The 21,802-nt window shown below is 41.5% G+C and carries 22 protein-coding genes, 1 tRNA gene and 1 pseudogene; 8 read left to right on the top strand and 16 right to left on the bottom strand.

The window, feature by feature from the left end; genetic code table 11:
• Positions 1-56: 56 nt before the first annotated feature.
• The 4 genes from gltX to proB form a co-directional block, all read right to left on the bottom strand.
• A complete protein-coding gene (gene gltX, locus AC5FX4_RS05645; protein ID WP_493605495.1) occupies positions 57-1,541 on the bottom strand; it encodes a glutamate--tRNA ligase in 1,485 nt (494 codons plus the stop codon).
• 98 nt (positions 1,542-1,639) lie between these two features.
• Positions 1,640-2,005, bottom strand: coding sequence for a glutathione S-transferase N-terminal domain-containing protein (locus tag AC5FX4_RS05640; protein WP_493605494.1), 366 nt, complete (start codon positions 2,003-2,005; stop codon positions 1,640-1,642).
• A 47-nt stretch (positions 2,006-2,052) separates the two neighbouring features.
• Entirely contained in the window at positions 2,053-3,051 is a 999-nt protein-coding gene (locus AC5FX4_RS05635) for a GGDEF domain-containing protein (protein ID WP_493605493.1), read from the bottom strand.
• Between the two features lie 85 nt (positions 3,052-3,136).
• Complete coding sequence (gene proB / locus AC5FX4_RS05630) at positions 3,137-4,237, bottom strand: glutamate 5-kinase (RefSeq protein ID WP_493605492.1); 1,101 nt, start codon at positions 4,235-4,237, stop codon at positions 3,137-3,139.
• A 212-nt stretch (positions 4,238-4,449) separates the two neighbouring features.
• Between proB and AC5FX4_RS05625 the strand changes: the two genes are divergently transcribed.
• On the top strand, positions 4,450-4,659 hold the full coding sequence (locus AC5FX4_RS05625) for a hypothetical protein (RefSeq protein WP_493605491.1): 210 nt from the start codon (positions 4,450-4,452) through the stop codon (positions 4,657-4,659).
• Between the two features lie 13 nt (positions 4,660-4,672).
• Here the strand turns inward: AC5FX4_RS05625 and AC5FX4_RS05620 are convergent, their stop codons facing one another.
• Entirely contained in the window at positions 4,673-5,173 is a 501-nt protein-coding gene (locus tag AC5FX4_RS05620) for a DUF1543 domain-containing protein (protein ID WP_493605490.1), read from the bottom strand.
• Between the two features lie 109 nt (positions 5,174-5,282).
• On the opposite strand from AC5FX4_RS05620, the gene AC5FX4_RS05615 reads away from it, so the two are divergent.
• Positions 5,283-6,923 (top strand): amidohydrolase, encoded by a 1,641-nt coding sequence (locus AC5FX4_RS05615; protein ID WP_493605489.1) that lies wholly within the window; start codon positions 5,283-5,285, stop codon positions 6,921-6,923.
• Here AC5FX4_RS05615 and AC5FX4_RS05610 read toward each other — a convergent pair.
• Positions 6,908-7,161: pseudogene (locus tag AC5FX4_RS05610) on the bottom strand (uroporphyrinogen decarboxylase). The gene AC5FX4_RS05615 and the pseudogene AC5FX4_RS05610 sit on opposite strands and share 16 nt — an antisense overlap.
• A gap of 245 nt (positions 7,162-7,406) precedes the next feature.
• Between AC5FX4_RS05610 and AC5FX4_RS05605 the strand changes: the two are divergent.
• Positions 7,407-8,063, top strand: coding sequence for a Crp/Fnr family transcriptional regulator (locus AC5FX4_RS05605; RefSeq protein WP_493605488.1), 657 nt, complete (start codon positions 7,407-7,409; stop codon positions 8,061-8,063).
• A 42-nt stretch (positions 8,064-8,105) separates the two neighbouring features.
• On the opposite strand, the gene AC5FX4_RS05600 is transcribed toward AC5FX4_RS05605, so the two are convergent.
• The 6 genes from AC5FX4_RS05600 to AC5FX4_RS05575 all read right to left on the bottom strand — a co-directional run bounded on the left by AC5FX4_RS05600 (position 8,106) and on the right by AC5FX4_RS05575 (position 13,179).
• Positions 8,106-8,669 carry a phosphoribosyltransferase gene (locus tag AC5FX4_RS05600; protein WP_493605487.1) on the bottom strand — a complete coding sequence of 188 codons (564 nt, stop codon included), beginning with the start codon at positions 8,667-8,669 and terminating at the stop codon, positions 8,106-8,108.
• Positions 8,670-8,804: 135 nt separating this feature from the next.
• Complete coding sequence (locus AC5FX4_RS05595; protein ID WP_493605486.1) at positions 8,805-9,464, bottom strand: class I SAM-dependent methyltransferase; 660 nt, start codon at positions 9,462-9,464, stop codon at positions 8,805-8,807.
• A gap of 50 nt (positions 9,465-9,514) precedes the next feature.
• Positions 9,515-10,189 (bottom strand): ATP-binding cassette domain-containing protein, encoded by a 675-nt coding sequence (locus AC5FX4_RS05590; RefSeq protein ID WP_493605485.1) that lies wholly within the window; start codon positions 10,187-10,189, stop codon positions 9,515-9,517.
• Entirely contained in the window at positions 10,189-10,842 is a 654-nt protein-coding gene (locus AC5FX4_RS05585) for an ABC transporter permease subunit (RefSeq protein WP_493605484.1), read from the bottom strand. The genes AC5FX4_RS05590 and AC5FX4_RS05585 overlap by 1 nt, the downstream gene beginning before the upstream one ends.
• Positions 10,843-10,853: 11 nt before the next feature.
• Positions 10,854-11,711, bottom strand: coding sequence for a transporter substrate-binding domain-containing protein (locus AC5FX4_RS05580; RefSeq protein WP_493605483.1), 858 nt, complete (start codon positions 11,709-11,711; stop codon positions 10,854-10,856).
• 13 nt (positions 11,712-11,724) lie between these two features.
• Positions 11,725-13,179 carry a hypothetical protein gene (locus AC5FX4_RS05575; protein WP_493605482.1) on the bottom strand — a complete coding sequence of 485 codons (1,455 nt, stop codon included), beginning with the start codon at positions 13,177-13,179 and terminating at the stop codon, positions 11,725-11,727.
• A 198-nt stretch (positions 13,180-13,377) separates the two neighbouring features.
• On the opposite strand from AC5FX4_RS05575, the gene AC5FX4_RS05570 reads away from it, so the two are divergent.
• Complete coding sequence (locus tag AC5FX4_RS05570) at positions 13,378-14,184, top strand: hypothetical protein (protein ID WP_493605481.1); 807 nt, start codon at positions 13,378-13,380, stop codon at positions 14,182-14,184.
• A complete protein-coding gene (locus AC5FX4_RS05565; protein WP_493605480.1) occupies positions 14,174-14,641 on the top strand; it encodes a GreA/GreB family elongation factor in 468 nt (155 codons plus the stop codon). The genes AC5FX4_RS05570 and AC5FX4_RS05565 overlap by 11 nt, the downstream gene beginning before the upstream one ends.
• A 97-nt stretch (positions 14,642-14,738) precedes the next feature.
• On the opposite strand, the gene AC5FX4_RS05560 is transcribed toward AC5FX4_RS05565, so the two are convergent.
• Positions 14,739-15,941 carry an IS256 family transposase gene (locus tag AC5FX4_RS05560; RefSeq protein WP_493605479.1) on the bottom strand — a complete coding sequence of 401 codons (1,203 nt, stop codon included), beginning with the start codon at positions 15,939-15,941 and terminating at the stop codon, positions 14,739-14,741.
• A gap of 528 nt (positions 15,942-16,469) precedes the next feature.
• Positions 16,470-16,554 (bottom strand) — tRNA-Leu (locus tag AC5FX4_RS05555).
• Between the two features lie 269 nt (positions 16,555-16,823).
• Here AC5FX4_RS05555 and AC5FX4_RS05550 point away from each other — a divergent pair.
• Entirely contained in the window at positions 16,824-17,321 is a 498-nt protein-coding gene (locus tag AC5FX4_RS05550) for an RDD family protein (RefSeq protein ID WP_493605478.1), read from the top strand.
• A 39-nt stretch (positions 17,322-17,360) separates the two neighbouring features.
• Here the strand turns inward: AC5FX4_RS05550 and lptG are convergent, their stop codons facing one another.
• Both lptG and lptF read right to left on the bottom strand, forming a co-directional pair.
• On the bottom strand, positions 17,361-18,428 hold the full coding sequence (lptG, locus tag AC5FX4_RS05545; protein WP_493605477.1) for an LPS export ABC transporter permease LptG: 1,068 nt from the start codon (positions 18,426-18,428) through the stop codon (positions 17,361-17,363).
• Entirely contained in the window at positions 18,425-19,537 is a 1,113-nt protein-coding gene (gene lptF / locus AC5FX4_RS05540; protein WP_493605476.1) for an LPS export ABC transporter permease LptF, read from the bottom strand. The genes lptG and lptF overlap by 4 nt, the downstream gene beginning before the upstream one ends.
• A 195-nt stretch (positions 19,538-19,732) precedes the next feature.
• Between lptF and pepA the strand changes: the two genes are divergently transcribed.
• Both pepA and AC5FX4_RS05530 read left to right on the top strand, forming a co-directional pair.
• A complete protein-coding gene (pepA, locus tag AC5FX4_RS05535; protein WP_493605475.1) occupies positions 19,733-21,241 on the top strand; it encodes a leucyl aminopeptidase in 1,509 nt (502 codons plus the stop codon).
• Positions 21,242-21,355: 114 nt separating this feature from the next.
• On the top strand, positions 21,356-21,802 hold the full coding sequence (locus AC5FX4_RS05530; RefSeq protein WP_493605474.1) for a DNA polymerase III subunit chi: 447 nt from the start codon (positions 21,356-21,358) through the stop codon (positions 21,800-21,802).

Below are 21,802 nucleotides of genomic sequence, written 5' to 3'. Positions count from 1 at the left end.
TAAAAAGCCGCACATTGAAATGTGCGGCTTTTCTTTTTATAAATCATAAAGATGACTTAAGATTCTGTGTATTCGCGGTATGCTTTTTCAAGCTTTTTCGCTTGCTTTTTCGATACGCCAATGTGCGCAAGTGCAACACGTAAACGAGCACGAGATAAATCTGAACCTAAAATCTCCATCGCATCAATCACCGATGTAGAAGATTGCTTACCGGTAATCGCAACGAAAATTGGCTCTAGGAAATCTTTGATTTTCAACTCATGGAACGTGGCAACAGCCTTTGCAATTGCAAAAATCTCTGATTTATTCCAAGTGCGTAGCCCTTCCAATTGCCAAATAAAGAACTGCAGCGCTTGACGAACAGTCTCTTCATCCGCCTTACCCGCCGTTAAAAGGGTAGGATCATATTCAGGCAAACCAGCTACAAAGTGCCCAGCAAGGTCAACTAGGTCAGACAGAGTATTAATGCGCGTTTTCGCTTCAGGTAAAATACGGCTCAATGTTTGCGCGTTAAACTTCCAATCAACAAAGCGCTGGATCAGCTCTTCGTCGGTTAAGTTTTCACGGATCCACAGGCCATTCAACCAACTTAATTTGTCTACATCAAATACTGGACCACCTAAAGATACACGCTTCATGTCAAAGTGTTCGATCATCTCTGATAATGTAAACTTCTCACGCTCATCCGGCATCGACCAACCCATGCGGCCAAGGTAGTTTAATACTGCCTCTGGTAAAAAGCCTATTTCTTTGTAGTAGTTAATCGATGTTGGGTTCTTACGCTTTGATAGCTTTGATTTATCTGGGTTTCGTAACAGTGGTAAGTGACCCAGTACCGGCGCTTCCCAACCAAAGTCTTCATACAACTTTAATAATTTAGGCGCGGAGTTGATCCATTCTTCGCCACGGAAAATGTGGCTGATCTGCATATGATGATCATCCACTACGTTCGCTAAGAAGTACGTTGGGAAACCATCCGCTTTAAGCAGAACCTGCATGTCTACGTTTTCCCACGGGATCTCAATGTCACCACGAAGATAATCGTTAAACTTAAATGTGCCCTCGCTTGGGATGTTCATACGGATCACATACGGCTTACCTGCTGTAAGATTTGCTTTAACTTCTTCTTCACTTAGCAATAAACCACGACCGTCGTATTTTGGACGTAAGCCTTCCGCCATTTGCTGCTCACGCATTTCATCCAGCTCTTGCGCTGTTGCGAAGCAGTAAAATGCTTTACCTTGATCAACTAACTGGTGCGCATATTTTTTATAAAGTTCACTGCGTTCAGATTGACGATAAGGACCGAATTCACCACCCACATCAGGACCATGATCCCAGTTAAGACCTAACCAACGTAGGCTATCCATAATCGCTTGTTCAGATTCTGGTGTACTACGCACTTGGTCAGTATCTTCAATACGTAACACAAACTCACCACCTTGCTGTTTAGCAAAACAGTAGTTAAATAGGGCAATATATGCGGTACCTAAATGCGGATCACCCGTTGGTGATGGGGCAACACGAGTACGGATAGTCATGGTGTTTCTCTTTAAATTTCTGACAATAGATGATGGGCGGTTATGCTAGCACAATCGCCCTGTAACTGGAACGCTCGAGTGCGTTTCAACGCCTTTAATTAGGCTGCTTTATCAAGCTGTTGTAGGTAGCTCACAATATCACTTGATTCATACAACCAAGTAACAGTACTGCCCTCTTCAATACGTAAACACGGCACTTTCACTTTTCCGCCTTGTTCAGCAAGCTCTTGACGATATTGTGCGTTGTTTTTCGCATCACGCACTTCAATGTTTAAGCCTTCACGCTTAATAGCTCTGCGCACTTTTACGCAGAAAGGGCATGCTTTGAATTGATATAGTTTCAGCTGATCAGTTTGTTTATCTAACTTAACTTGCTCTTCAGACGGACGCTTTTTACTACGAGGTGTAAAAATAAAATCTAACAACAAGATAATGCGACCCAAAAACCAACGTACAAACTTCATGCTTGCTCCCAACAATTATTTTTCATTGGGCGCGATATTATCACAAGCTAGAATATTTCAATATCATCTGAATAAGGATTATTGGGGTCATCTTGAATGCTTGAATAAGCAGTTACTCTGTTGCGTCCAAGTTGTTTTGAATGATAAAGCGCTTTATCCGCTTTGTTCACAAACTGTGTGACCTGAGCTGCATCTTTTAGCTGCGCAAATCCAATGCTGATTGTCACATTTTTCACCTGTGGAAACCGAGTTGATGCGATTGTCTCACGAACACGATCAAGCATACTCCAAGCCGCATCTTCATCATCACATGGAAACAAAATAGCGAATTCTTCGCCACCATATCTGAAAATATAATCCTCAGCGCGAAAGCTGCTTTTAAGTAATTGAGCAACCAATAAGATGACTTCATCCCCAATAACATGGCCATAGCTATCATTTACTTTTTTAAATAAATCGATATCAGCCATACCTATATACCATGTTCTAACTTTATTTTCCTTACGCTTAAACCAAGATTCGTTACCCGAGACAATATCCATCACTTTTTCATCAAATGTCTGACGATTTAATAGCTGGGTCATGGGGTCGACGCGCGCATAATGTAGGGTGGCAAGTTGATGAACATACACATTCAGCACATGCATTAAAACACTGATGATGTTGGTAGGAAGGAGCTGTTTAATATGAAGCTCTAAAAAGCCAAGTACAAGACCTTGATAACGAATAGGTATAACTTGTCGGTCAGACAAAAATAACATTTCTACATCATGATTAAGCTTCGCTAAACGCTCAACTAAAGCGACAACCTCCTGCTCCGGTATCTCTTGTAAATTATCGTCATCATAAAACTGATTGTAATTACTCAGCATTAAGCAAGGCACTTGTTTTATTGATAAACTTTTACTGAAGTACAGACTAAAAACGCCTTCTTCGCGGAGCAAGTCACTCAAGATAGCACTTAAGCAACTGTCTAGCAGGTTATCATTATTTTGCGAAATGAGTTGGAGCGTCCACTCATAACCACATGATGAGCGCTTTTTCATTCTCTTCCTTATTCATGTCAATGAACTTGACTAAAGTTTAGACTAACTCACTCATTTTGCATGAAAACTTAAGCTAAACTGTCGCTTAAAACAAAACCATATCATCACGATGAACAACAACGTTTGATGCTTGATAGCCTAGCGCTTCGGCAATTTGTGAACTATGGTGACCTTTAATCGCTTGTAGCTCGTCATCCGAAAAACAACATAGTCCTTTTGCAACCAACTGCCCTTGTTTGTTGATCACACTCACCAAATCACCGCGCGTAAAACTTCCTGCGACGTAAGTGATCCCTTTGGCGAGTAGGCTAGCACCTTGCGTAACCAACGCCTCACAGGCTCCGTCATCCACAGTGATAGTGCCGGTTGATTTAGGTGCAGACAATAACCACTTTTTACGTCCTTCCAAGGGGGCATCAAATCGCATAAAGGTGGTGCTTTGCGCTTCTTTATTCATAACTTTCAGAATGATATCGGCTTCACTCCCCTTGGCGATGACCGTTTCAATGCCTGCACGTTGAGCAATGTCAGCGGCTTGAAGTTTGGTTGCCATTCCACCTGTGCCTAAAGATGTACCACTGCCCCCAGCCAGAGCCCGTAAATCATCATCAATTTTGTGTACTTGAGAAATCAGCTCGGCTTGTGGATTGGTGCGGGGATCGGCTGTAAACAAGCCCACTTGATCGGTTAGCAAAACGAGTTTGCTGGCGTTTGCTAAAATCGCCACCATTGCTGATAAATTATCATTATCACCTACTTTTATTTCGGCGGTTGCGACCGCATCATTCTCGTTGATGATGGGCACAACTTGATGCTTGAGCAATTGCGTGAGTGTATCTCTGGCGGTGAGATAGCGCTCTCGATGTTCTACGTCGGCCCGGGTAAGGAGCATTTGCGCGACGGGAATGTCATACAATGCAAATAACGTTTGCCAAAGATGGATCAGTTGCCCTTGCCCAATCGCGGCGAGCATTTGTTTTTCAGAGATTGAGTCACCACAAGGCTTTGCTAACTGTGAGCGACCGGCCGCAACGGCACCACTGGAAACTAAAACAATTTGATGGCCTTGTTTTTTGAGCGCCGCACACTGGCGTACCAATTCTACCATTCTGGGTTTGTTTAAATGTATCTCACCTGCGGTTAATACACTCGTGCCCAGTTTTATAACAATTGTCTGTTGTGCCATTACTCATTCTCACAGATAAAAAAACCGTTATAACAAAGACAATAAATAGCACAAGTTAATTTTGTTCATCACTTCAGTCGATGCTAAAATCGCGCCGCAATGAGTTAAGCAACGACACGAATCGCTGCAACGTGATCGGTATCAATATTTTAAATGTGGTAACAAGGCAAACTCATTTATCTAACGTCTGCCAATTGAAATGAGGAACAACAATGAAAGCACACTCCAAACGTAAAGAGTTGATCATGCTTCCTTTGCTTTTTGTGACTATCTTGTTGTGTATTGGTGGTCACTTTATCTTGCAACCTAATTACCAAGATAGTCACGTTGCAAAATACGCGTTGGCAGCCTTACCATTTATTATGTTTGCGATTGTGTTGGTTGCCATCAAGTTAGCCATTAAGGCTGATAAACAAGAATAAATGCCTTTTCGCCTTAAAGAATGTGATAGCCAAACCAATCTGGTTTGATTTCTTGCGTATTACCGCTGGGCGTTAGTTCGATGAAGTACTGCTCGTCTAACAAATCAATCGCAAAACAATCATCCACATCATGCAAATTATCTTTGTGTAAGTGACTCATCCCGCCAAGCAGCGCTTGCTTCGCTTTTTCTTTGGCTTCAAATTCATCTTTAGCCACAAACAACGCAAAATCATGTTGCTCGGCCAAACGCTCAGGCACATACGCGCCCATATTCACAAAATAAAGCTTATGTGGTGTTGCTGGTTTTTCGTGGACAAGTTTCACGTCAAATCCATCCGCGTGTTTTATCACAACATAGGAGTCCATATGCACATTTGCTTTGTCACCCACCCATTGCGCTTTCAACTTCTGATAGCAATCTTCTATTTTTTCCCCTATGACAAAACGAACGTCGTGCATTTCTATGTGACAGCCTGTGACTCGTCCCCCTAAATACACCATAAATAACTGCATAAAAGTTCCCTATTTAAAAACAAAAGAGCTTAAGATTCATTAGTTTGAGATAGTAATCAAACTAAGTTATTGTGAAATCTTCAGCATAATAACAAACAGGGACAACACAATGAAAGCTCTAGCCTGTGCGGTGCTTTTTCTCAGTGCTATTACGCAAGCACAAACAACCGCCATATTTAACGTCAAAGGTTACACCCCAACACTACAAGGGAATATAGACTCATTTTCAACCTTGGTATTCAAAAATGGTAAGGTGGTCAAAATCGGTGATGACTCTATTTTGGCGCAATTTCCTAAAGCGACTAAAATCGATGGCCAAGGTAAAACCATGCTACCTGGCCTTATCGATGCCCATGGTCACGTAATCGGCTTGGGTAATAACTTGCTGCGCTTGGATGTACGCGGAAGCGAATCGATCCAAGCCGTTGGTGAAAAACTGCAAGCATATGCCAAGCAAACGCCAGATGGATGGCTTATTGGCCGAGGCTGGGATCAAACTTTGTGGCCAAACAAACAATTTCCAACGGCTAAAGACTTAGATAAATATGTCAATGATCGCCCTGTTGTCCTTACTCGCGTTGATGGCCATGCTATATGGGTCAATAGCAAAGCTATGGCACTGGCTGGCATCGACAATAAGATTCAAGCGCCTGAAGGCGGTGAAATTATTAGGCTTGCGAATAAAGCGCCAAGTGGCGTATTTATTGACAAAGCTGAACAGCTCATAAAAAGCCATATTCCTCCACAATCCGATACCGCGAGACAACGCGCATTAAATAAAGCAGGGGAACACTTGCTCAGTTTAGGCATTACTTCAGCGCATGACGCTGGCATAGAGTTTGATACGTGGCAGCTTTATCAAGCGCGCGCTCAGCAACAAGCGCTTCCTGTTAGAATTTATGCCATGCTCAGTGCCACCGATACACACTTACCACAAATGTTAAAACAGGGAGTGATCAAAGAAAAAGATGACATGCTCCTCATTCGTAGTATTAAAATTTATGCCGATGGCGCTTTGGGAAGTCGTGGCGCAGCTTTGCTTGATGACTACCACGATAGACCCAACTACAAAGGCCTCATGCTGGAGACGCAAAACCAGTTAGAAAGCCTTCTTAAACAAGCATTCAAAAGCGGCTATAGCGCGCACACCCATGCCATTGGTGACAGAGCCAACCGAATTGTACTCGATAGCTACGAGAACATGTTTAAGCAAGTCGGCGGTAAATTACTGCGTAATAGAATAGAGCATGCGCAGATTGTGCACCCAGATGATATCCCCCGTTTCAAACAACTGGCCATCATCCCATCCATGCAACCGGTGCATGCAACCTCTGATATGCATATGGCAGAAAAACGTTTAGATGGAAAACAATTACGTGGCGCTTACGCATGGCAAACATTTTTAAAACAAGGCAGTAAAATCGCCGCAGGCTCAGACTTTCCAGTGGAATTGGCAAATCCATTTCACGGACTATACGCAGCCGTAACTCGGATGTCTCGCACACAACAACCCGATGGCGGCTGGCGCGCCCAAGAACAGTTAAGTAAGGAACAAGCACTCATCGCTTTTACGCTTGATGCTGCTTACGCGGCATTTCAAGAACATAAAGTGGGTAGTTTAGAACAAGGTAAGTGGGCTGATTTTATCTTAATCGATAGAGATTATTTTGCTGTTCCAAGTGCTGAAATTGACGACATCGAGGTGTTGCAAACTTGGCTGGCAGGCAACCTAGTCTACCAACACCCATAATCAATCGCGCTTAGACAGCGCGTTACTTGGTACGGTGTAGACTTATACAAGTGATATATATTTACCACCGCTAAAAGGCCATTGGTGAGTGCCACTGGCCATACTTGTATCATTACGCCGTAAACGGTAAAGCAGACGCAACCGGTTAAATTAAACCAAAGTAATTTAACCACATTACTCATCATCAGTGAGATAACTAAAAAACTGAGGCAATATAACCTAAATATTCCCAAGTCATTTGTTCTCTCCTGTGAGTTGAGTTAGCATAGTGGGTCGTGAAAACGACAGGTATAAGATATAGCCTAGAAGAAAAAAACTAACTCACAAACCCCTTTAAATTAGTACCCTAGTAAGCTCTAACACGGGATGGGGGCTAAACGAGGAAAACCTCAATAGCAGGTGTGAGTTAGCGTAAAATCAATGTCTTCATGCTATCTTTATTCAATATCAATAAATAGGACAAATGTCCGAAGAGCTATCTAGATGTTTCAATATCATTTTTCAACTAACCTCGTTGAGCAGTTATTAAGCTTCGCTGGTAACGCGTTTACGCACAGCAAAAAAGAAGTATTAATTCACCAGGACGAACCGTTAACTAAGTTAATTTTGGTTCGCAGTGGTACTGTTTCATTCAGTTATGATGTGGGAAATGGGCGTCGATTATTATTGGGCCAACTAGATTGTAATAATACGCTTATTGGCGAAATAGAAGCGCTTAACAATCAACCTTGTATTTACACGGTTACTTGCTTGAGCGAAGTACTATATAACCTGATCGAATTAAAGCACTGGCGACAATTATTACTCGACCAGCCAGCGCTTAGTTTGTATACCGCACAAACCATCGCTGCTAAGTTTGCAGAAAACCAAAAGATAAACTTAGATAAGCTGCTACTGCCTTTAAGCTACAACATTGCTAAAGATTGCTTGCTTCGAGCAGAAAATAACAACCCTACCTTGTTGCGGGCTTACCCTACAGTCAATGCCGAAGCCGAGCGCTTTGCCACAACAGAACGTGCATATAGGCGCGTAGTGACCGAGCTGGTTGAAAAAGGGCTGATCGTGAGAAGTAGTGAAGGTTTAAAACCTGTTGATTTAGATGCTTTGTCTGATTTTGTAGATAGCTTTGCGCAGGTGTAAATAAGCTGACTTGAGAAGTCAGCTTATTTTGAATTTGATTGCTTACTTGAGCAACAAATCGTGAATATTGCGTAAGTCAGATTTACCTTCAATGATCTCATCTGGCGTCAACCCAGAAAGCTCATGCGGGAATACTAACCATTCATCTGACTCATGAATAAAGTAATCCGGCGTCATTGGCACCTTCTTATTCTTTGGCTTGTAGTACGGACAAGCAACACGAATATCTTTTGGTAAATTTAAGCGCATTAGCTCAGCGAGCTTTTCTTTTAACGCATAAATACTGCGACCAGAGTCAAATACATCATCAACGACCAGCAGCGAATCTCCCGCATTGGCGTTTTCAATAATATAGTGCAAACCGTGCACTTTAATTTCTTTTGATTGCTTACCGATACCGTAATAAGAAGACGTTCGCACAGCTATGTGATCCGTTTCAATCCCTTTGTAGTCATAATATTCTTGCACCGCGATGCCAATCGGCGCCCCTCCTCGCCAAATACCTATAATAAAGTCTGGACGGAAACCATCATCATATACTTGTGCTGCTAGGCGAAACGAATCTTCAAGCAACTGCTGTGCGGTGATATAGCACTTATCTGACATACAATAAACCCCGTAAATACCGAATAATGTCGAATATTATGTGTCTTTGCTAATCACGTTCAGACGCGCCCATTAACAAAGCAACATAAGTTATAACCGCTCATTTTAGCTCAGTTAAATATAAAATGCTTGTGATTATGGTTTTGCATGTAACTTTTTAGATATGGACAGACAATCCATTGTATCACTTTCAATATATAATGGCGGTGACAATCCCACTTCGGTATGCAGAGCCTGGTTTTCACGCTTAGTGAAACGTACACCGGGTTTTTCATCTTTAATGTAGTGTAAAACCCATGATTCAAGTGCTTGCGGTATATCTTTTAGATGCTTAAAAAACAACTCCATTTGCAGCATTAACGCCTTATTATTATTAGTTTCGTCATTATTTTGTATTTTGTCTGCATTTATTAGCAACCCATTGAGCTTAATAACTCTTCCGAGCTCCTTAAAAACCAACTTCCGGTAATCACTATCCCAGTTATGAAACACCCAACTGGAGCAAACAAAATCAATCGATTCACTTTCTTGAGCACATAACCAAGAATATATATCTTCCGATACGAAGCTAAAACCCGCTTTATTTCTTGTGAGAAATGCTTCTTTAAAACCAATTGAGCTATCGACCCCTATAAGTTCAACGTTATCAACTTCCTCTGTAAGTTTTTCCAGTAAAAAGCAAGGCCCACACCCCAAATCGACTAGCTTTGCCCCATTGATATCGCCACAATTGATTGAAACCAGCTCACACATTCTAGATAAATATTTATCATAATGAGGTATTAGTGTTTTCACGTGTAGGTAATTACCTATTGTTTCGTCACCATAAATGTTCGACATAGTAATTACGCATACTCCAAGAAAGTATTTAACCGCTCACTTTCACTCTGCCTTAACTCGGAGGTCAGTCCTGTCACAATTACCCGCTGCCTGTCAATAAAAACATAACGATCAGATATTTTTTCCGCAAGTCCAATATGATGAGTTATGAACAAGATTCCTACACCACTGCCTTTCAACTCCAACAAAACATCTGCAACAAACCTTATTTGCTCCACGTCTAATGCTGATGTTATTTCATCCAAAAGTAATATATCTGGTCCAAGGACTATCGCCCTAGCAATCGCAACTCGCTGCTTTTCTCCGCCTGACATTTCATGAGGGTACTTATTAATGAGTGATATAAGATTAAAGCGTCTTATTATATGTTCTATTCTCCCTAATTTTTCCTGCTCTGTTATGTCCAAGTTTGCTACAACAAGCTCTAGATTTTGTAGAGAAGTCAAATGAGGCCATAAATAGCCTCCCTGAAAAACAGGTATTAATCTGACACCTGGACTCACATCTATAAAGCCTGAACAAAGCCCAATAACTCCACTTATTGCTCTAAGTAAAGTTGTCTTCCCTGAACCGTTCGGCCCTAAGAGGCACACAATCTCACCGGGTTTAATTTCTAAGGTGATATCGCTCAAAATCAACTTCGAATCAAGTTTTATTGATACGGAATCTAACTTAATCACTAATTTTCCTCAACAAATTTTGACCCCTTCAACCTGTTTGAAATTAACGTAATTGGGATACTAATTACCAGAAAAAATATTGCTAAAATACTATAAACCTCAACAGGTTTATATATTACAGAGTTAATTTGCTGGGACACTCTAAATAACTCCTCAAAAGATATCAAACTAGCAAAAATAGTCATATGGAGAACTGCTAGCTGTGCGGTCAAAATAGATGGGAGTATATTCCGCAATACCATAGGTAATAATATTTTTATAACTATTTGTTTTTTTGTGACCCCGTAGCAGTCAGCAACTTCCAAAAAACCTCTGTGAACTTGAGAAAATCCATGCTCAACAATTACTGCTACAGAAACCACATTTATAAAGGAAAGTACATATAAAGATGTATAGAATGGATCTACTGCCACCTGAAAAATTGCTTGAGCTGGATAATGAAACCAAAACAATAGAACAACAACTGGCGATGCAGATACTATTAGACTCAATAACTTTATTACATTTGATATAACAACTTTTCCAAAGAAGCTAATTGCACCAATGAAAGAACCCAAAAGCAACCCAATGAGCCAAGTAGCGCCTGCTAACTTAAGAGTTCCCACAAGCCCTCTAAAGTAAGCTTCATGATATTGAAGTATTATATCTATCATTTTCTACTTTGCTACCTTATCAGGTACGGCTTAGCTGGCAGATAAAAACTAGACGTTGTTCCCGTATATTTTACAAGCAACCTTTCTACATTCCCCGAATTTATTTGTTCATCAATAGCTATATTCAACATCGATTTTAAGTCATTTTCGCTTTTATTTATCATATAACTATTAGCAAAAATTCTAATTGGATTTTTTTCCGCAATGTTAACTAAGTCACTATCATTACCTTTGATATATATATTTGCGAGATAAGGCTCAACAAAAGTCACATCAGCTTTACTCGTTTCAACTTCCAACAACATCTGAGATACATCACTTAATTGAGGAAGTGCAACTTGAGCCGCTAATGGGAAGTCACTATCTGCAATTATTTTCGACATTTCACCATCTATTGTTGATACCTTAACACTCTTATCATTTATGCGTGTGAGGCCCTCTTCAAATCGCGAGTCGCTTTTTCTTACATAAGCTCCAATTCCCGACAAATATAATGGATTAGTGAAATCTGCAACCTTTCCTCGAGTCGAATTAGCCCAAACAGGTGAACCTATTACGTCATACCGATTTGATTTAAGTCCTTCAATCATAGTTCCCCAGGTAACCTCTTCTACCCAACGAACCTTAATTCCCATCGATTTACCTATAGACTCAAGCGTGTCATAAAATATACCGGATAGCTCCCCTGTATTTGGGTCCTTTATTAAACCTGGAGGGTATGGCACGTAGCCAACTTTAAGCTCTTGTGTTTCAATCACTCTCTCATATGCAGACTGTTTTTTGTTTGCATTCGTGCTACCAGCTTGACCACATCCGGTCAAACTAAAGGTAAGTAGTAGCAAGGCTATTCTGAAGAATATAATTTTCATTTTTCTTTACTCTCTAATTAGATTTAAGGCTTTCAATAACTTTTTTTAGCTCTGGATTGTTTATCATGTTCAACTGATTTTCCAATTTATCCACAAAATAAAGCTTAACTTTAGCGACGTATTCTTTATAATCAGGCTTAATTAATTCAGAGTTTCCGTCTAAAAGATACAACCTTTCCAACATACGTAGCCAATATTCCTTTGGAAAGTTTGAAGCTGTTCTAGTTAAACTAACAGCTTCCATATTAGTTTTTACATCTCGACATAATAAATTCATATATGCACCTGCAGTAATACTTAATGCATTGTTAAACAACTCATGCCTTTGGCAATAATCCAGTATATCAGGCTTTAACTTCTCGCTTTTCTGGCTCACAGCTATGCCTACTCTGTAACTAGGTGCTGTTTTACAATCGAAATACCCTGTGCGGTATGACTCTTTTAAATTTTTTAAACCCAATTCACTGTAGCTTGAATAAATATCAAAGCTTTTATCTCTTGTTCTTAAGTGATTCAGCACACCTTTGAGCGTACCTTTCTCAACAATCAAAGGATGGAATACTTCAGAATCTCCATTAAAGTAGTTTAGGTTGTATGTAATGTATTTCTCTGCTAACTCTTCCAGCTCAAACGTATCAAGAAAGCAATCTCCATCATCATATCGAACCCCGCAAGCGCCAGCTACAAATGAGTAACTTACATCATCTTTAATTACAAGCGGTTTAATATTTTCATTTTGGGCACCAAATGCTTCAAAAAGATGCTCCCAAGTCGTAATTTTTTTTGCCGGACACAATGCACCAAGCTTTATTTCCAAACCTGGTAAGGGCACAAAATCCACTCCTTCAAAAATTCTTGATGGCGTTTCATACAAACCAAAAATAAGGTCAAGGTGCTCTTTGGACTTTCTTTCATCTTTCTGTAATTGCTTTATGGATTTTCCTAAATCCTCTACAGATTCAGTTTCCAATTCAAGGTCTGGCTTTATTGTTTTTACTAAGCGCTCAACGTATCTGTATGCCCATGTATTTTCACATACTTTATCATCGTAAAACGGTTCCCATGTGCATAAACCCACTCTTAAACTATTGAGTGACTCGTTGTCAACTAACAACTCTTGTTCAACATCTCTGACTATTTTTTTAAGCTCATCATTCGAGAAGCCAAGTGAATAATGGCTTAGCTCATCTATGGCATCAATTCTTGCATAATTACATAGCTTTATGATTGACTGAGCAAACCCCTTTTTCTTACGCAAAGTCCACTTTTCAATATTCTCTTTATTTAGCCATTCATTTTTTTTCCCTACAGGCTCAGGGTCAAGAATTCTAGTGATCGTCGCTGTTGAAACTTTCGCTTCTATTGCGGTCTTTCTAACAGGGTTTTTTCTCAGGTATTCATGCAGCAAACTTTCAGACATTTTTAGTACCGACCAAACATAATTTAAGTGAGACTTTATAAAACTCATGATGAATTTGCAAAAAAACACATCAAAAAAAACAAAAACATCACACCATTTCAAAAACGGTATGATGATATCACAAAAAAAAACTTGTTGACACCCATTTCAACTTACTCTAAATTCAAATTGTGATGTTTACAAACCGTTCGAAAACATCACAAGGTTCATCGTTTTGTAATTTAATCTTTTTTGAAGGAATTTAAAATGGTAATTAGAGACACAAAACCAGGAAAATCAATTTCCGAGCATAAAAAACATGAATTAGAGCAAGTTCACAACATACTGTATTCAGCATCTACTGGCTGTAACAAAGCCATCGCTGAAAAGCTTATAAAATCAGGAATCAAAACTATTTCTGAGGACTTACTTAAGGAACTTATCGAATTACTGCTTGGCATCACTCCTTCAGATTTTGCAGAAGGCTATGTAGAGAAGCTGCTCACTACGATAGCAAGCCGGTCATACCTCCATGGTAATAATTTCTTAAAAATAGTCCTATGCCAGATAGGTGATACGAAACTCAGACTTCATTACTGGAATGGGAGCGGAAGTAGCGAAGAAAATGTTCATTGCCACGCATGGCCCTTACACAGCCAAATATTATGTGGGACTCTCAATAGTGAAATCTATGAAGAAGATAGTTCCTTGGGTTCTCAAAGCTACCCATGCAGCATATACAGAAAGGACCTTAAATCAGGAAAAGAAGCTTTAGATATTGGTGAAATATACTTACGCAAAGTTTCAGGGGTGTCACAAACCAAAGGAGATTTCTACAGCATGTACCCAGGACAAATGCACAAAGTCGTTGGTACCAACGGAAGCCCAGCCGCGACTCTAATGTTTCAATCAAAATCAACAAAGAAGTTTAACTGCTTAGTACGTACTAAAGACATAAAACCCGAACTAAACCCTAAACCTCTATCCATTGAAGAGCTTAAAGAAGCTCTCGCTGAAATTTACAAATTGATCTACATACAGGAGGCTAAAGGTGAACTATTACATGACTCATGAAGGTTTAAGAGCTCATAAGAATCAACTTGCAAAAAAAGAGGAAGAATATAGAGAGATCTGCAATGAGCGAAAAGTAGCCCATGACCTATCTGGTGATGGTTGGCATGACAACCCTCACTTTAATCGCCTTCAGCAACTTGAAGCAAACAAAAATGCAGAGATTAAGGAGTTACAAGATGTAATTCGATCGGCAAAAATCATCGAGGTAGACAAACAAAAGCAATCAAGGGCTTGTATTGGCTCTTTGGTAAAGTTGAGTATCTACTTTCCTAGTTCAGGCGAAGAGCGAACGGAAAGCTGGGAAATAACGGGTTACGGTGAGTCAGATGTCAAAGCTGGTAAAATTGCTTACACAACTCCTTTAGCCCAATCAATTCTTGGACTCAGAGTTGGGGAGGAGAGCGAGTGCCATATGCCTGCAGGAACTGCTTTTATCGAACTGCTTTCGCTGAATTAGATTTAAATACAGCTTATAATGAGTAAACCAAAAATCCACTGTTCAACCATCTAAGACAAAAAGAGGGCGTTCAGAATTCTGTGTCAGCTAATTTTGGCTAGATATCTAAGACATCATCCAAGCGCCCATCAAAATGAATCGCCAGTTGAGACAATGTCATATTCCAGTTTTGAATTGGCATTGTCCATTTCTTAGAAGCATTCAATATCCCAGCATACAGTAGCTTAAGCAAGCTGTTTTCGTTTGGGAAGCCGCCTTTAGTCTTGGCCAGCTTACGGAACTGGCGATGTACAGCCTCGATAGCGTTCGTGGTATAGATGGCCTTGCGAACGTACTCTGGATACTTAAAATAAACGGACAGGTTTGCCCATTTGTTTCGCCAAGAACGGAGCACTATCGGGTAATGTTGCCCCCATTTGGACTCTAAACGCTCAAGTTCTATCTCTGCTGCTTCTTTGCTCACAGCGCGGTAAACTGGTTTTAGATCAGCCATGAACTCCTTTTGATGCTTGGAAGCGACGTACTTCATAGAGTTGCGGATCTGGTGAATAACGCATTGCTGAACTTCTGTATTTGGGTAAATGGTTGCAATAGCTTCAGGGAAGCCTGTCAGCCCATCCACGCAGGCGATCAGGATATCTTCAACGCCACGGTTATGCAGATCCGTTAGTACAGATAGCCAGTAGTTCGCGCCTTCTGACTCAGATAGGTACAGGCCAAGCAGCTCCTTCTTACCTTCGACGTTTAAGCCTAAGATCGTGTACACCGCTTTGCTGACATAGCGGCCATCTTCCTTAATTTTGTAGTGGATAGCATCAAGCCAGACGAACGGATAGAGCGCATCTAATGGTCGTTGCTGCCATTCTTTCAATTCGGGTATCAAACAGTCGGTAACGCCTGTGATGGTAGCCTCAGAAACGTCAATGCCATACATATCTTCAACATGGCCGCGGATATCACGATAGCTCATGCCAAGCGAAAACATGGATAAGATCTTGCGGTCGATCTCATCAGTTAACTTAGTCTGGTTTTTCTTAACTAGCTTTGGCTCAAATGAGCCTGCACGGTCACGCGGGGTATCCAGTTCGAAAGTGCCCACTGAAGACTTAACGGTTTTCTTACTAGAACCATTTTTACGGTTAGGCTGCTCGTCATCTACAAGGTGCTGTTCCAGCTCTGCTTTTAAGGCAGCTTCGGTGATCTGTTTGATAAGAGGGGTTAAGAAGCCATCTTTGCCTGTCAGATCTTGCCCTGACTGAAGGGCTTTAATGGCTTGTTCTAAATCGAAGTCTTTGGTCATGTGTCATTCCTGTTTTCTTAATGATACTGAAATGACACAGATTTCTAAACACTACCGACAAAAAGCAAATCTATATAGTTATCACCTGCTATATAGATTTGTCTTAGGCGGACGCCAACTCATTACACGGCCAGATCTATTCAACACGCCGTAACCTGAACGCAAGTTCACATGCCTAACTGTCAAATACAAGCCTAAATAAATTGTTTATGCCGTTTCAATTTTTCAAAAGCCATACATTCACAGTTACTTTATTAGACACCTAAAGTACAACCTAGCTATTACTACTGTCGGTATGAAATAACGTCCCGCCCAATATTATGGCGATTAAGCGCTTAATAACTTTATTAGGATTGTTAAGTAAGCAACATCAAAGAAGAAAAACTCGAAATAGCTTTCTACTGTACCACCAATCCCAGTCAGTATTGTTTGAAACTCGGATGCAGCGCTTATGCTTATGCGCAAATACACTAGCAATAAATTACGGACATAAAAAAACCCTAACCATTTGGTTAGGGTTATAAAAAGTGGTACCAGTGGGCGGACTTGAACCGCCACGCCCGAAGGCAACGGATTTTGAATCCGTCATGTCTACCAATTCCATCACACTGGCATAATTTTTCTTTCATCTTCTAAACAAGAGAAAATAAAGAAAAACCACTTTGAGCTAGGGCTTTGTTTATACTGCCTTCGTCTCTATGCTTTGCATTATACAAACATCGCTTAACTCGGCAAGTAGTTTTTTTATGTCAGCGTGTTAACTGCTTGGTATTTGTACAAAGCGCGTATAAAACTGCCGTTTATAATGCTTTCGCCATTGTTGCTACCTTTGTGTAGAATACGAATAAGTTAATCTGATTGCTAAAAATGAAGAGTTTATAAATGTCTGAATTCCCAACGGCTGGATTTTTCCGCCGATTTGCCTCTCTCATATACGATGGCTTAGTAGTGATTGCATTCGCAATGCTCACTACGGTTGTTTACTTGCTAATTGTGCAAGGCTTTATCTCCACAGGAATACTAGAACTTGGCGCACACCCTGATGTGTCAGCTTATATCCAAGCATCACCAATTCTCTATGCCATCAGAGCAATGTTGTTGGTGTTGGTCAGTTTAGTGTTCTTTGCGTATTTTTGGACTAAAAGCGGACAAACGATCGGTATGAGGGCCTGGCGCTTACGGGTTGAAACTAACTCAGGTGAGCTGCTTTCATGGCCCAAAGCAATGCTTCGCAGTCTCGTTGCACTAGGCGGCCTTGGTAATCTGCTTGTACTTGTGGATTTTAAACACCACCGCGCGCTGCAAGACTTATTATGCAACACACGTGTTATCGTGTTATCAAAAGAAGAGAATAAAAAAGTTTACAACAACTTAGACTAAATGTACTGCGCCCAGTCTCACAGAAACTGGGCAAAAAGTTTATCGATTACGTTTGAGTAAAAAACTGGCAACTCCAATAAACAACAAGCTTGGCATCACAGCGCCAATTGCTGCAGGTACGTTATAAACCATCACTATTGGGCCAAATATTTCATTACTCAGATGAAAAGCAAGCCCCGTCACCACGCCCATGATAATACGTGCCCCCATGCTCACTGAGCGTAATGGACCAAAAATGAACGACAAGGCCACCAGCAGCATAACCGCTATCGTTAGAGGTTGCATGACCTTACGCCACAGCGCTAAATCATAGCTACTGGTATCTTGTTCGTTTTGCTCAAGATACGATAAGTAAGACCAAATACCTCTAAAGGAAAGCGCTTCTGGGTCAACAGACACCACATCAAGTTTTTCCGCGGTGAGTTGAGAATTGTAGATCTGTGACTCGCGATAATATGTCGAGATCTTGTCATCACCTAGATTCACTTCTTCTACACCATTAAAAATCCAGCCTTGCGGCACACTTTTACCTTGCAGCACTCGGGTCATTTTGGTTAGTTCAAGCTCATCATTAAAGTGGTAAATACTGACATTTTTGAGATCGCCCGACTTTTCTATGTTGCCAATATTAATGAAGTTATTACCGTCTTTCGCCCATACACCTTGTTGCGCATTGAACACTTCGCCACCAAAAATAGCGTTATTGCGCAATTGCTTAGCCGCTCTTTCAGCCTGCGGCACGCCCCACTCTCCCAACGCCATCATACATAAAGCCAATACAATGGCCGTTTTCATCACAGAACCAATAATTTGTAAGCGAGACATCCCCGCGGCTTGCATCACGACTAATTCACTACTCGACGCAAGTGCACCAAGACCCGTTAATCCACCGATCAGTGCCGCCATTGGGAAAAACACCACGATATCCCCAGGCATGCTGTACAAGGTATATAACATGGCATCCGCCATATCGTAGCTGCCACGACCTACTGACTTAAGCTGTTCAATATATTTGATCAGCGTGTTGATACCGACAAACACCAGCAGTGCAAACCCTGTCGTTTGCAATATACTTCGACCTAAGTACCAATCTAATGTTCTCATCATGCTGCTGCCGCTCGCTTAGTTAGTAATGATCGAACCCAAACGCCAAACGGACGTCCTTTTGCAATGAGGTATGCACCAATAAACAACACGCTTAAATGGATCCACCATAACCCGACTGCAGGCGGAATTTTTCCCTCTGCAACCAAAAACTTACCTGCATTAAGCAAGATGAAATAACCCAAATACAAAGAAATAGCAGGCACCAATTTAGCAAACTTGCCTTGTCGCGGGTTAACCACACTCAATGGCACGGCAAGCAGAGTAAGAAGCATAATCGAAATCGGCACTGACAAACGCAATTGGAACTGAGCCGCCGCTTCCGGTGTATCCATATCCAATAATTGTAAGGTTGGAATTGCTTCTAGTTTTCTACGTTGATGTTCAATCACTTGCTCACGAATTTGCACCTGATAGCTCGAAAACTCAGTTTTGTTGAGCGCCTGACTGAGCCCATCGGTTTCATAGCGCTTACCATTATTCAGCACCAATTGTTGCTCACCCGATTCTTGCTCTATCACGCGCCCTTTTTGGGCATAAACTATACGCGCGGCTTGATTAGAGTCTTTGTTAGGCAACTGAGCAACAAACACTTTATCCAGCTCCGTCCCTTGCTCCAAAATATTGTGAACAAATACCACTGCTTTTTCATTACCGGTTTGTTGAAAACGACCAGCACGCAAAGCCGATAAACCGGACTCTGCCTCTGCGCGTTCTTTTAACTGATACTCTTTTTCTGACGCCCATGGGGAAATATATAAACTGACGGCGCCAGCTAAGAGTGCAAAGAAGAAACTTGAAACTAAAGTAACACGAACCACATACCACTCACTCACGCCACACGCCCTAAGCACCGTCATTTCGCTGTCTGCGTAAACACGGCTATAAGCTAAAATAATGCCCAAAAACAAACTCAATGGCAGAATATAAACAGCCAATTGTGGGAGTTTTAACAACAATACGGAAGCCACCAACTGTGCGGGAATATCACCATCCGATGCATCACTTAGAATCCGAACAAACTTCTGCGAGAGAAAAATCGTCATCAATGTCAGAAACACAGCGATCTGTGATTTTAATACCTCTGCGGTTAAATAACGAAAAATTAGCAATGTTTGCCCCTATAAAACTTCGTGTTTCACTGGAATAGTGGGAGATTTTGAGTAAACTGGTTATTTTAGTCAGTTTATTATATGCCATCAAATTTAATTAGCATACCTACACGCCAGATATAATAGCGTATTTAGGTATTGATAATCTCATAGGCATAAAGTTCAAAAAGACATAACTTAGACTCAGGAGTCGCAATGGAATTCAGCGTAAAAAGTGGTAGCCCAGAGAAGCAACGCAGCGCCTGTATTGTCGTCGGTGTATACGAACCGCGTCGTTTATCTCCAATCGGTGAACAGCTGGATAAAATCAGTGATGGCTACATCTCAAATTTATTACGTCGTGGTGATTTAGAAGGCAAACCAGGACAAGTACTATTGCTACATCACGTACCCAATGTGTTGAGTGAAAGGGTTTTGTTAGTTGGCTGCGGTAAGGAACGTGAGCTAGATGACAAGCAATATAAACAAATTATCTCAAAAACCATCAATACATTAAATGACACGGGTTCAATGGAAGCCGTTTGCTTTTTAACGGAGCAGCACGTCAAGGGTCGCGATACGTATTGGAAAGTACGTCAAGCTGTTGAAACAACACAAGATTGCTTATACACATTTAATCAACTAAAAAGTAAGAAAGTCGATCCTCGCCGTCCACTGCGTAAAATCGTATTCAACGTACCAACACGTCGTGAACTTACCATTGGCGAAACCGCGATTGAACATGGTCTTGCTATCGCTTCAGGCGCCAAACTGTGTAAAGACGTGGCGAATATGCCACCGAATATTTGCAACCCACGCTATCTTGGCGAGCAAGCCAAGTCTTTGGAAGAATTCGACAATGTGTCGGTTAACTTAGTCGGCGAAAAGGAAATGGAAGAACTCGGCATGCATTCTTACCTTGCGGTAGGTCGAGGCAGCGCCAATGAATCCGTAATGTCAGTGATCCACTACAACGGTGGAGCTGATGATCAAGCCCCCATCGTGTTTGTTGGTAAAGGCCTGACTTTTGACTCAGGCGGTATTTCTATCAAGCCAGGCGAAGCCATGGATGAAATGAAGTACGACATGGGCGGTGCCGCCGGCGTATTAGGCTTAATGCGTTCATTGGCGGAAATGCAATTACCCATTAACGTAATCGGGGTGCTGGCAGGCTGTGAAAACATGCCAAGCTCAAACGCTTATCGCCCTGGCGATATTCTGACGACCATGTCAGGTCAAACCGTTGAAGTGCTCAATACCGACGCAGAAGGCCGATTAGTTCTGTGTGATGCGCTGACCTATGTCGAAGCATTTGAACCAGAAACCGTAGTGGATGTAGCGACATTAACCGGTGCATGCATTGTTGCGCTGGGCGCGCATGCAACTGGCCTATTGTCCAATCACAACCCATTGGCTCACGATTTGCTGAAAGCGGGTGAGCAAAGTGGCGACCGCGCATGGCAACTACCGCTTTGGGATGATTATCAAGAACAACTTGAAAGCCCATTTGCGGATTTTACCAACTTAGGTGGTCGAGCAGCTGGTACTATCACGGCAGCATGTTTCTTATCTAAGTTCACCAAAAAATATAATTGGGCGCACTTAGATATCGCCGGCACGGCTTGGCGCAGCGGTAAAAACAAAGGTGCCACAGGGCGACCTGTACCTATGTTAACTCAGTACTTGCTAAATAGAGTCGATACCAGCGATACGCAGCAAGATTAACCACGTTACATTGATTGATGGCATGGGGTTTATGTGTCAAAATGCGGGTTTATTTTGAACGCTGAGTTTTGCCTGTAGAAATACGGCGTAACCGCCCACAATGAAGTCAACGCCATGACCATCAATGCACAGTTTAATGTGTTAAAGCATGACAATGAGCCGGACGCTAATTTACCGGCTCATTTTGATCTCGCCGCTCAAATTGCCGCAAAGCAATATCGAGCTGGTCAACGTGTGTTTATTTATGTTGAATCGCTCGACGATGCGCATGTCATTGACGAGCATTTATGGTGTTTCGACGCTGACAGTTTTGTACCACATAATTTGCAAGGAGAAGGCCCCAAAGGCGGTGCTCCTGTGGAAATTGGACAAACGCCCCCTGTGGGCAGACGCACCGTACTTATCAACCTTGCAACCAAACTGCCGGATTTTATTCGTCGCTTTGCACAAGTGATTGATTTTGTACCAACTGAGCCGCAAGCCACACAAGCAGCCAGAGAGCGGTTTAAGTATCTACGCCAACTTGGTGCCAATATTTCAACCAAAGAAATTGAAAGTTAA

This window comes from Pseudoalteromonas sp. ATL1 (assembly GCF_058933015.1).
The sequence above is the reverse complement of the archived record's forward strand: the minus strand, read 5'-3'. Positions and strand labels throughout refer to the sequence as shown.

What these genes read in the sequence shown, in the direction of transcription:
- AC5FX4_RS05615 (WP_493605489.1), top strand. Translation starts at nt 5,283, where the DNA reads ATGAAAGCTCTAGCCTGTGCGGTGCTTTTTCTCAGTGCTATTACGCAA.
- AC5FX4_RS05605 (WP_493605488.1), top strand. Translation starts at nt 7,407, where the DNA reads ATGTTTCAATATCATTTTTCAACTAACCTCGTTGAGCAGTTATTAAGC.
- AC5FX4_RS05575 (WP_493605482.1), bottom strand. Translation starts at nt 13,179, where the DNA reads ATGAGTTTTATAAAGTCTCACTTAAATTATGTTTGGTCGGTACTAAAA.
- AC5FX4_RS05570 (WP_493605481.1), top strand. Translation starts at nt 13,378, where the DNA reads ATGGTAATTAGAGACACAAAACCAGGAAAATCAATTTCCGAGCATAAA.
- proB (WP_493605492.1), bottom strand. Translation starts at nt 4,237, where the DNA reads ATGGCACAACAGACAATTGTTATAAAACTGGGCACGAGTGTATTAACC.
- AC5FX4_RS05530 (WP_493605474.1), top strand. Translation starts at nt 21,356, where the DNA reads ATGACCATCAATGCACAGTTTAATGTGTTAAAGCATGACAATGAGCCG.
- AC5FX4_RS05640 (WP_493605494.1), bottom strand. Translation starts at nt 2,005, where the DNA reads ATGAAGTTTGTACGTTGGTTTTTGGGTCGCATTATCTTGTTGTTAGAT.
- AC5FX4_RS05565 (WP_493605480.1), top strand. Translation starts at nt 14,174, where the DNA reads ATGACTCATGAAGGTTTAAGAGCTCATAAGAATCAACTTGCAAAAAAA.
- AC5FX4_RS05620 (WP_493605490.1), bottom strand. Translation starts at nt 5,173, where the DNA reads ATGCAGTTATTTATGGTGTATTTAGGGGGACGAGTCACAGGCTGTCAC.
- lptG (WP_493605477.1), bottom strand. Translation starts at nt 18,428, where the DNA reads ATGATGAGAACATTAGATTGGTACTTAGGTCGAAGTATATTGCAAACG.
- AC5FX4_RS05635 (WP_493605493.1), bottom strand. Translation starts at nt 3,051, where the DNA reads ATGAAAAAGCGCTCATCATGTGGTTATGAGTGGACGCTCCAACTCATT.
- AC5FX4_RS05585 (WP_493605484.1), bottom strand. Translation starts at nt 10,842, where the DNA reads ATGATAGATATAATACTTCAATATCATGAAGCTTACTTTAGAGGGCTT.
- pepA (WP_493605475.1), top strand. Translation starts at nt 19,733, where the DNA reads ATGGAATTCAGCGTAAAAAGTGGTAGCCCAGAGAAGCAACGCAGCGCC.
- gltX (WP_493605495.1), bottom strand. Translation starts at nt 1,541, where the DNA reads ATGACTATCCGTACTCGTGTTGCCCCATCACCAACGGGTGATCCGCAT.
- AC5FX4_RS05560 (WP_493605479.1), bottom strand. Translation starts at nt 15,941, where the DNA reads ATGACCAAAGACTTCGATTTAGAACAAGCCATTAAAGCCCTTCAGTCA.
- AC5FX4_RS05550 (WP_493605478.1), top strand. Translation starts at nt 16,824, where the DNA reads ATGTCTGAATTCCCAACGGCTGGATTTTTCCGCCGATTTGCCTCTCTC.
- AC5FX4_RS05580 (WP_493605483.1), bottom strand. Translation starts at nt 11,711, where the DNA reads ATGAAAATTATATTCTTCAGAATAGCCTTGCTACTACTTACCTTTAGT.
- AC5FX4_RS05600 (WP_493605487.1), bottom strand. Translation starts at nt 8,669, where the DNA reads ATGTCAGATAAGTGCTATATCACCGCACAGCAGTTGCTTGAAGATTCG.
- AC5FX4_RS05625 (WP_493605491.1), top strand. Translation starts at nt 4,450, where the DNA reads ATGAAAGCACACTCCAAACGTAAAGAGTTGATCATGCTTCCTTTGCTT.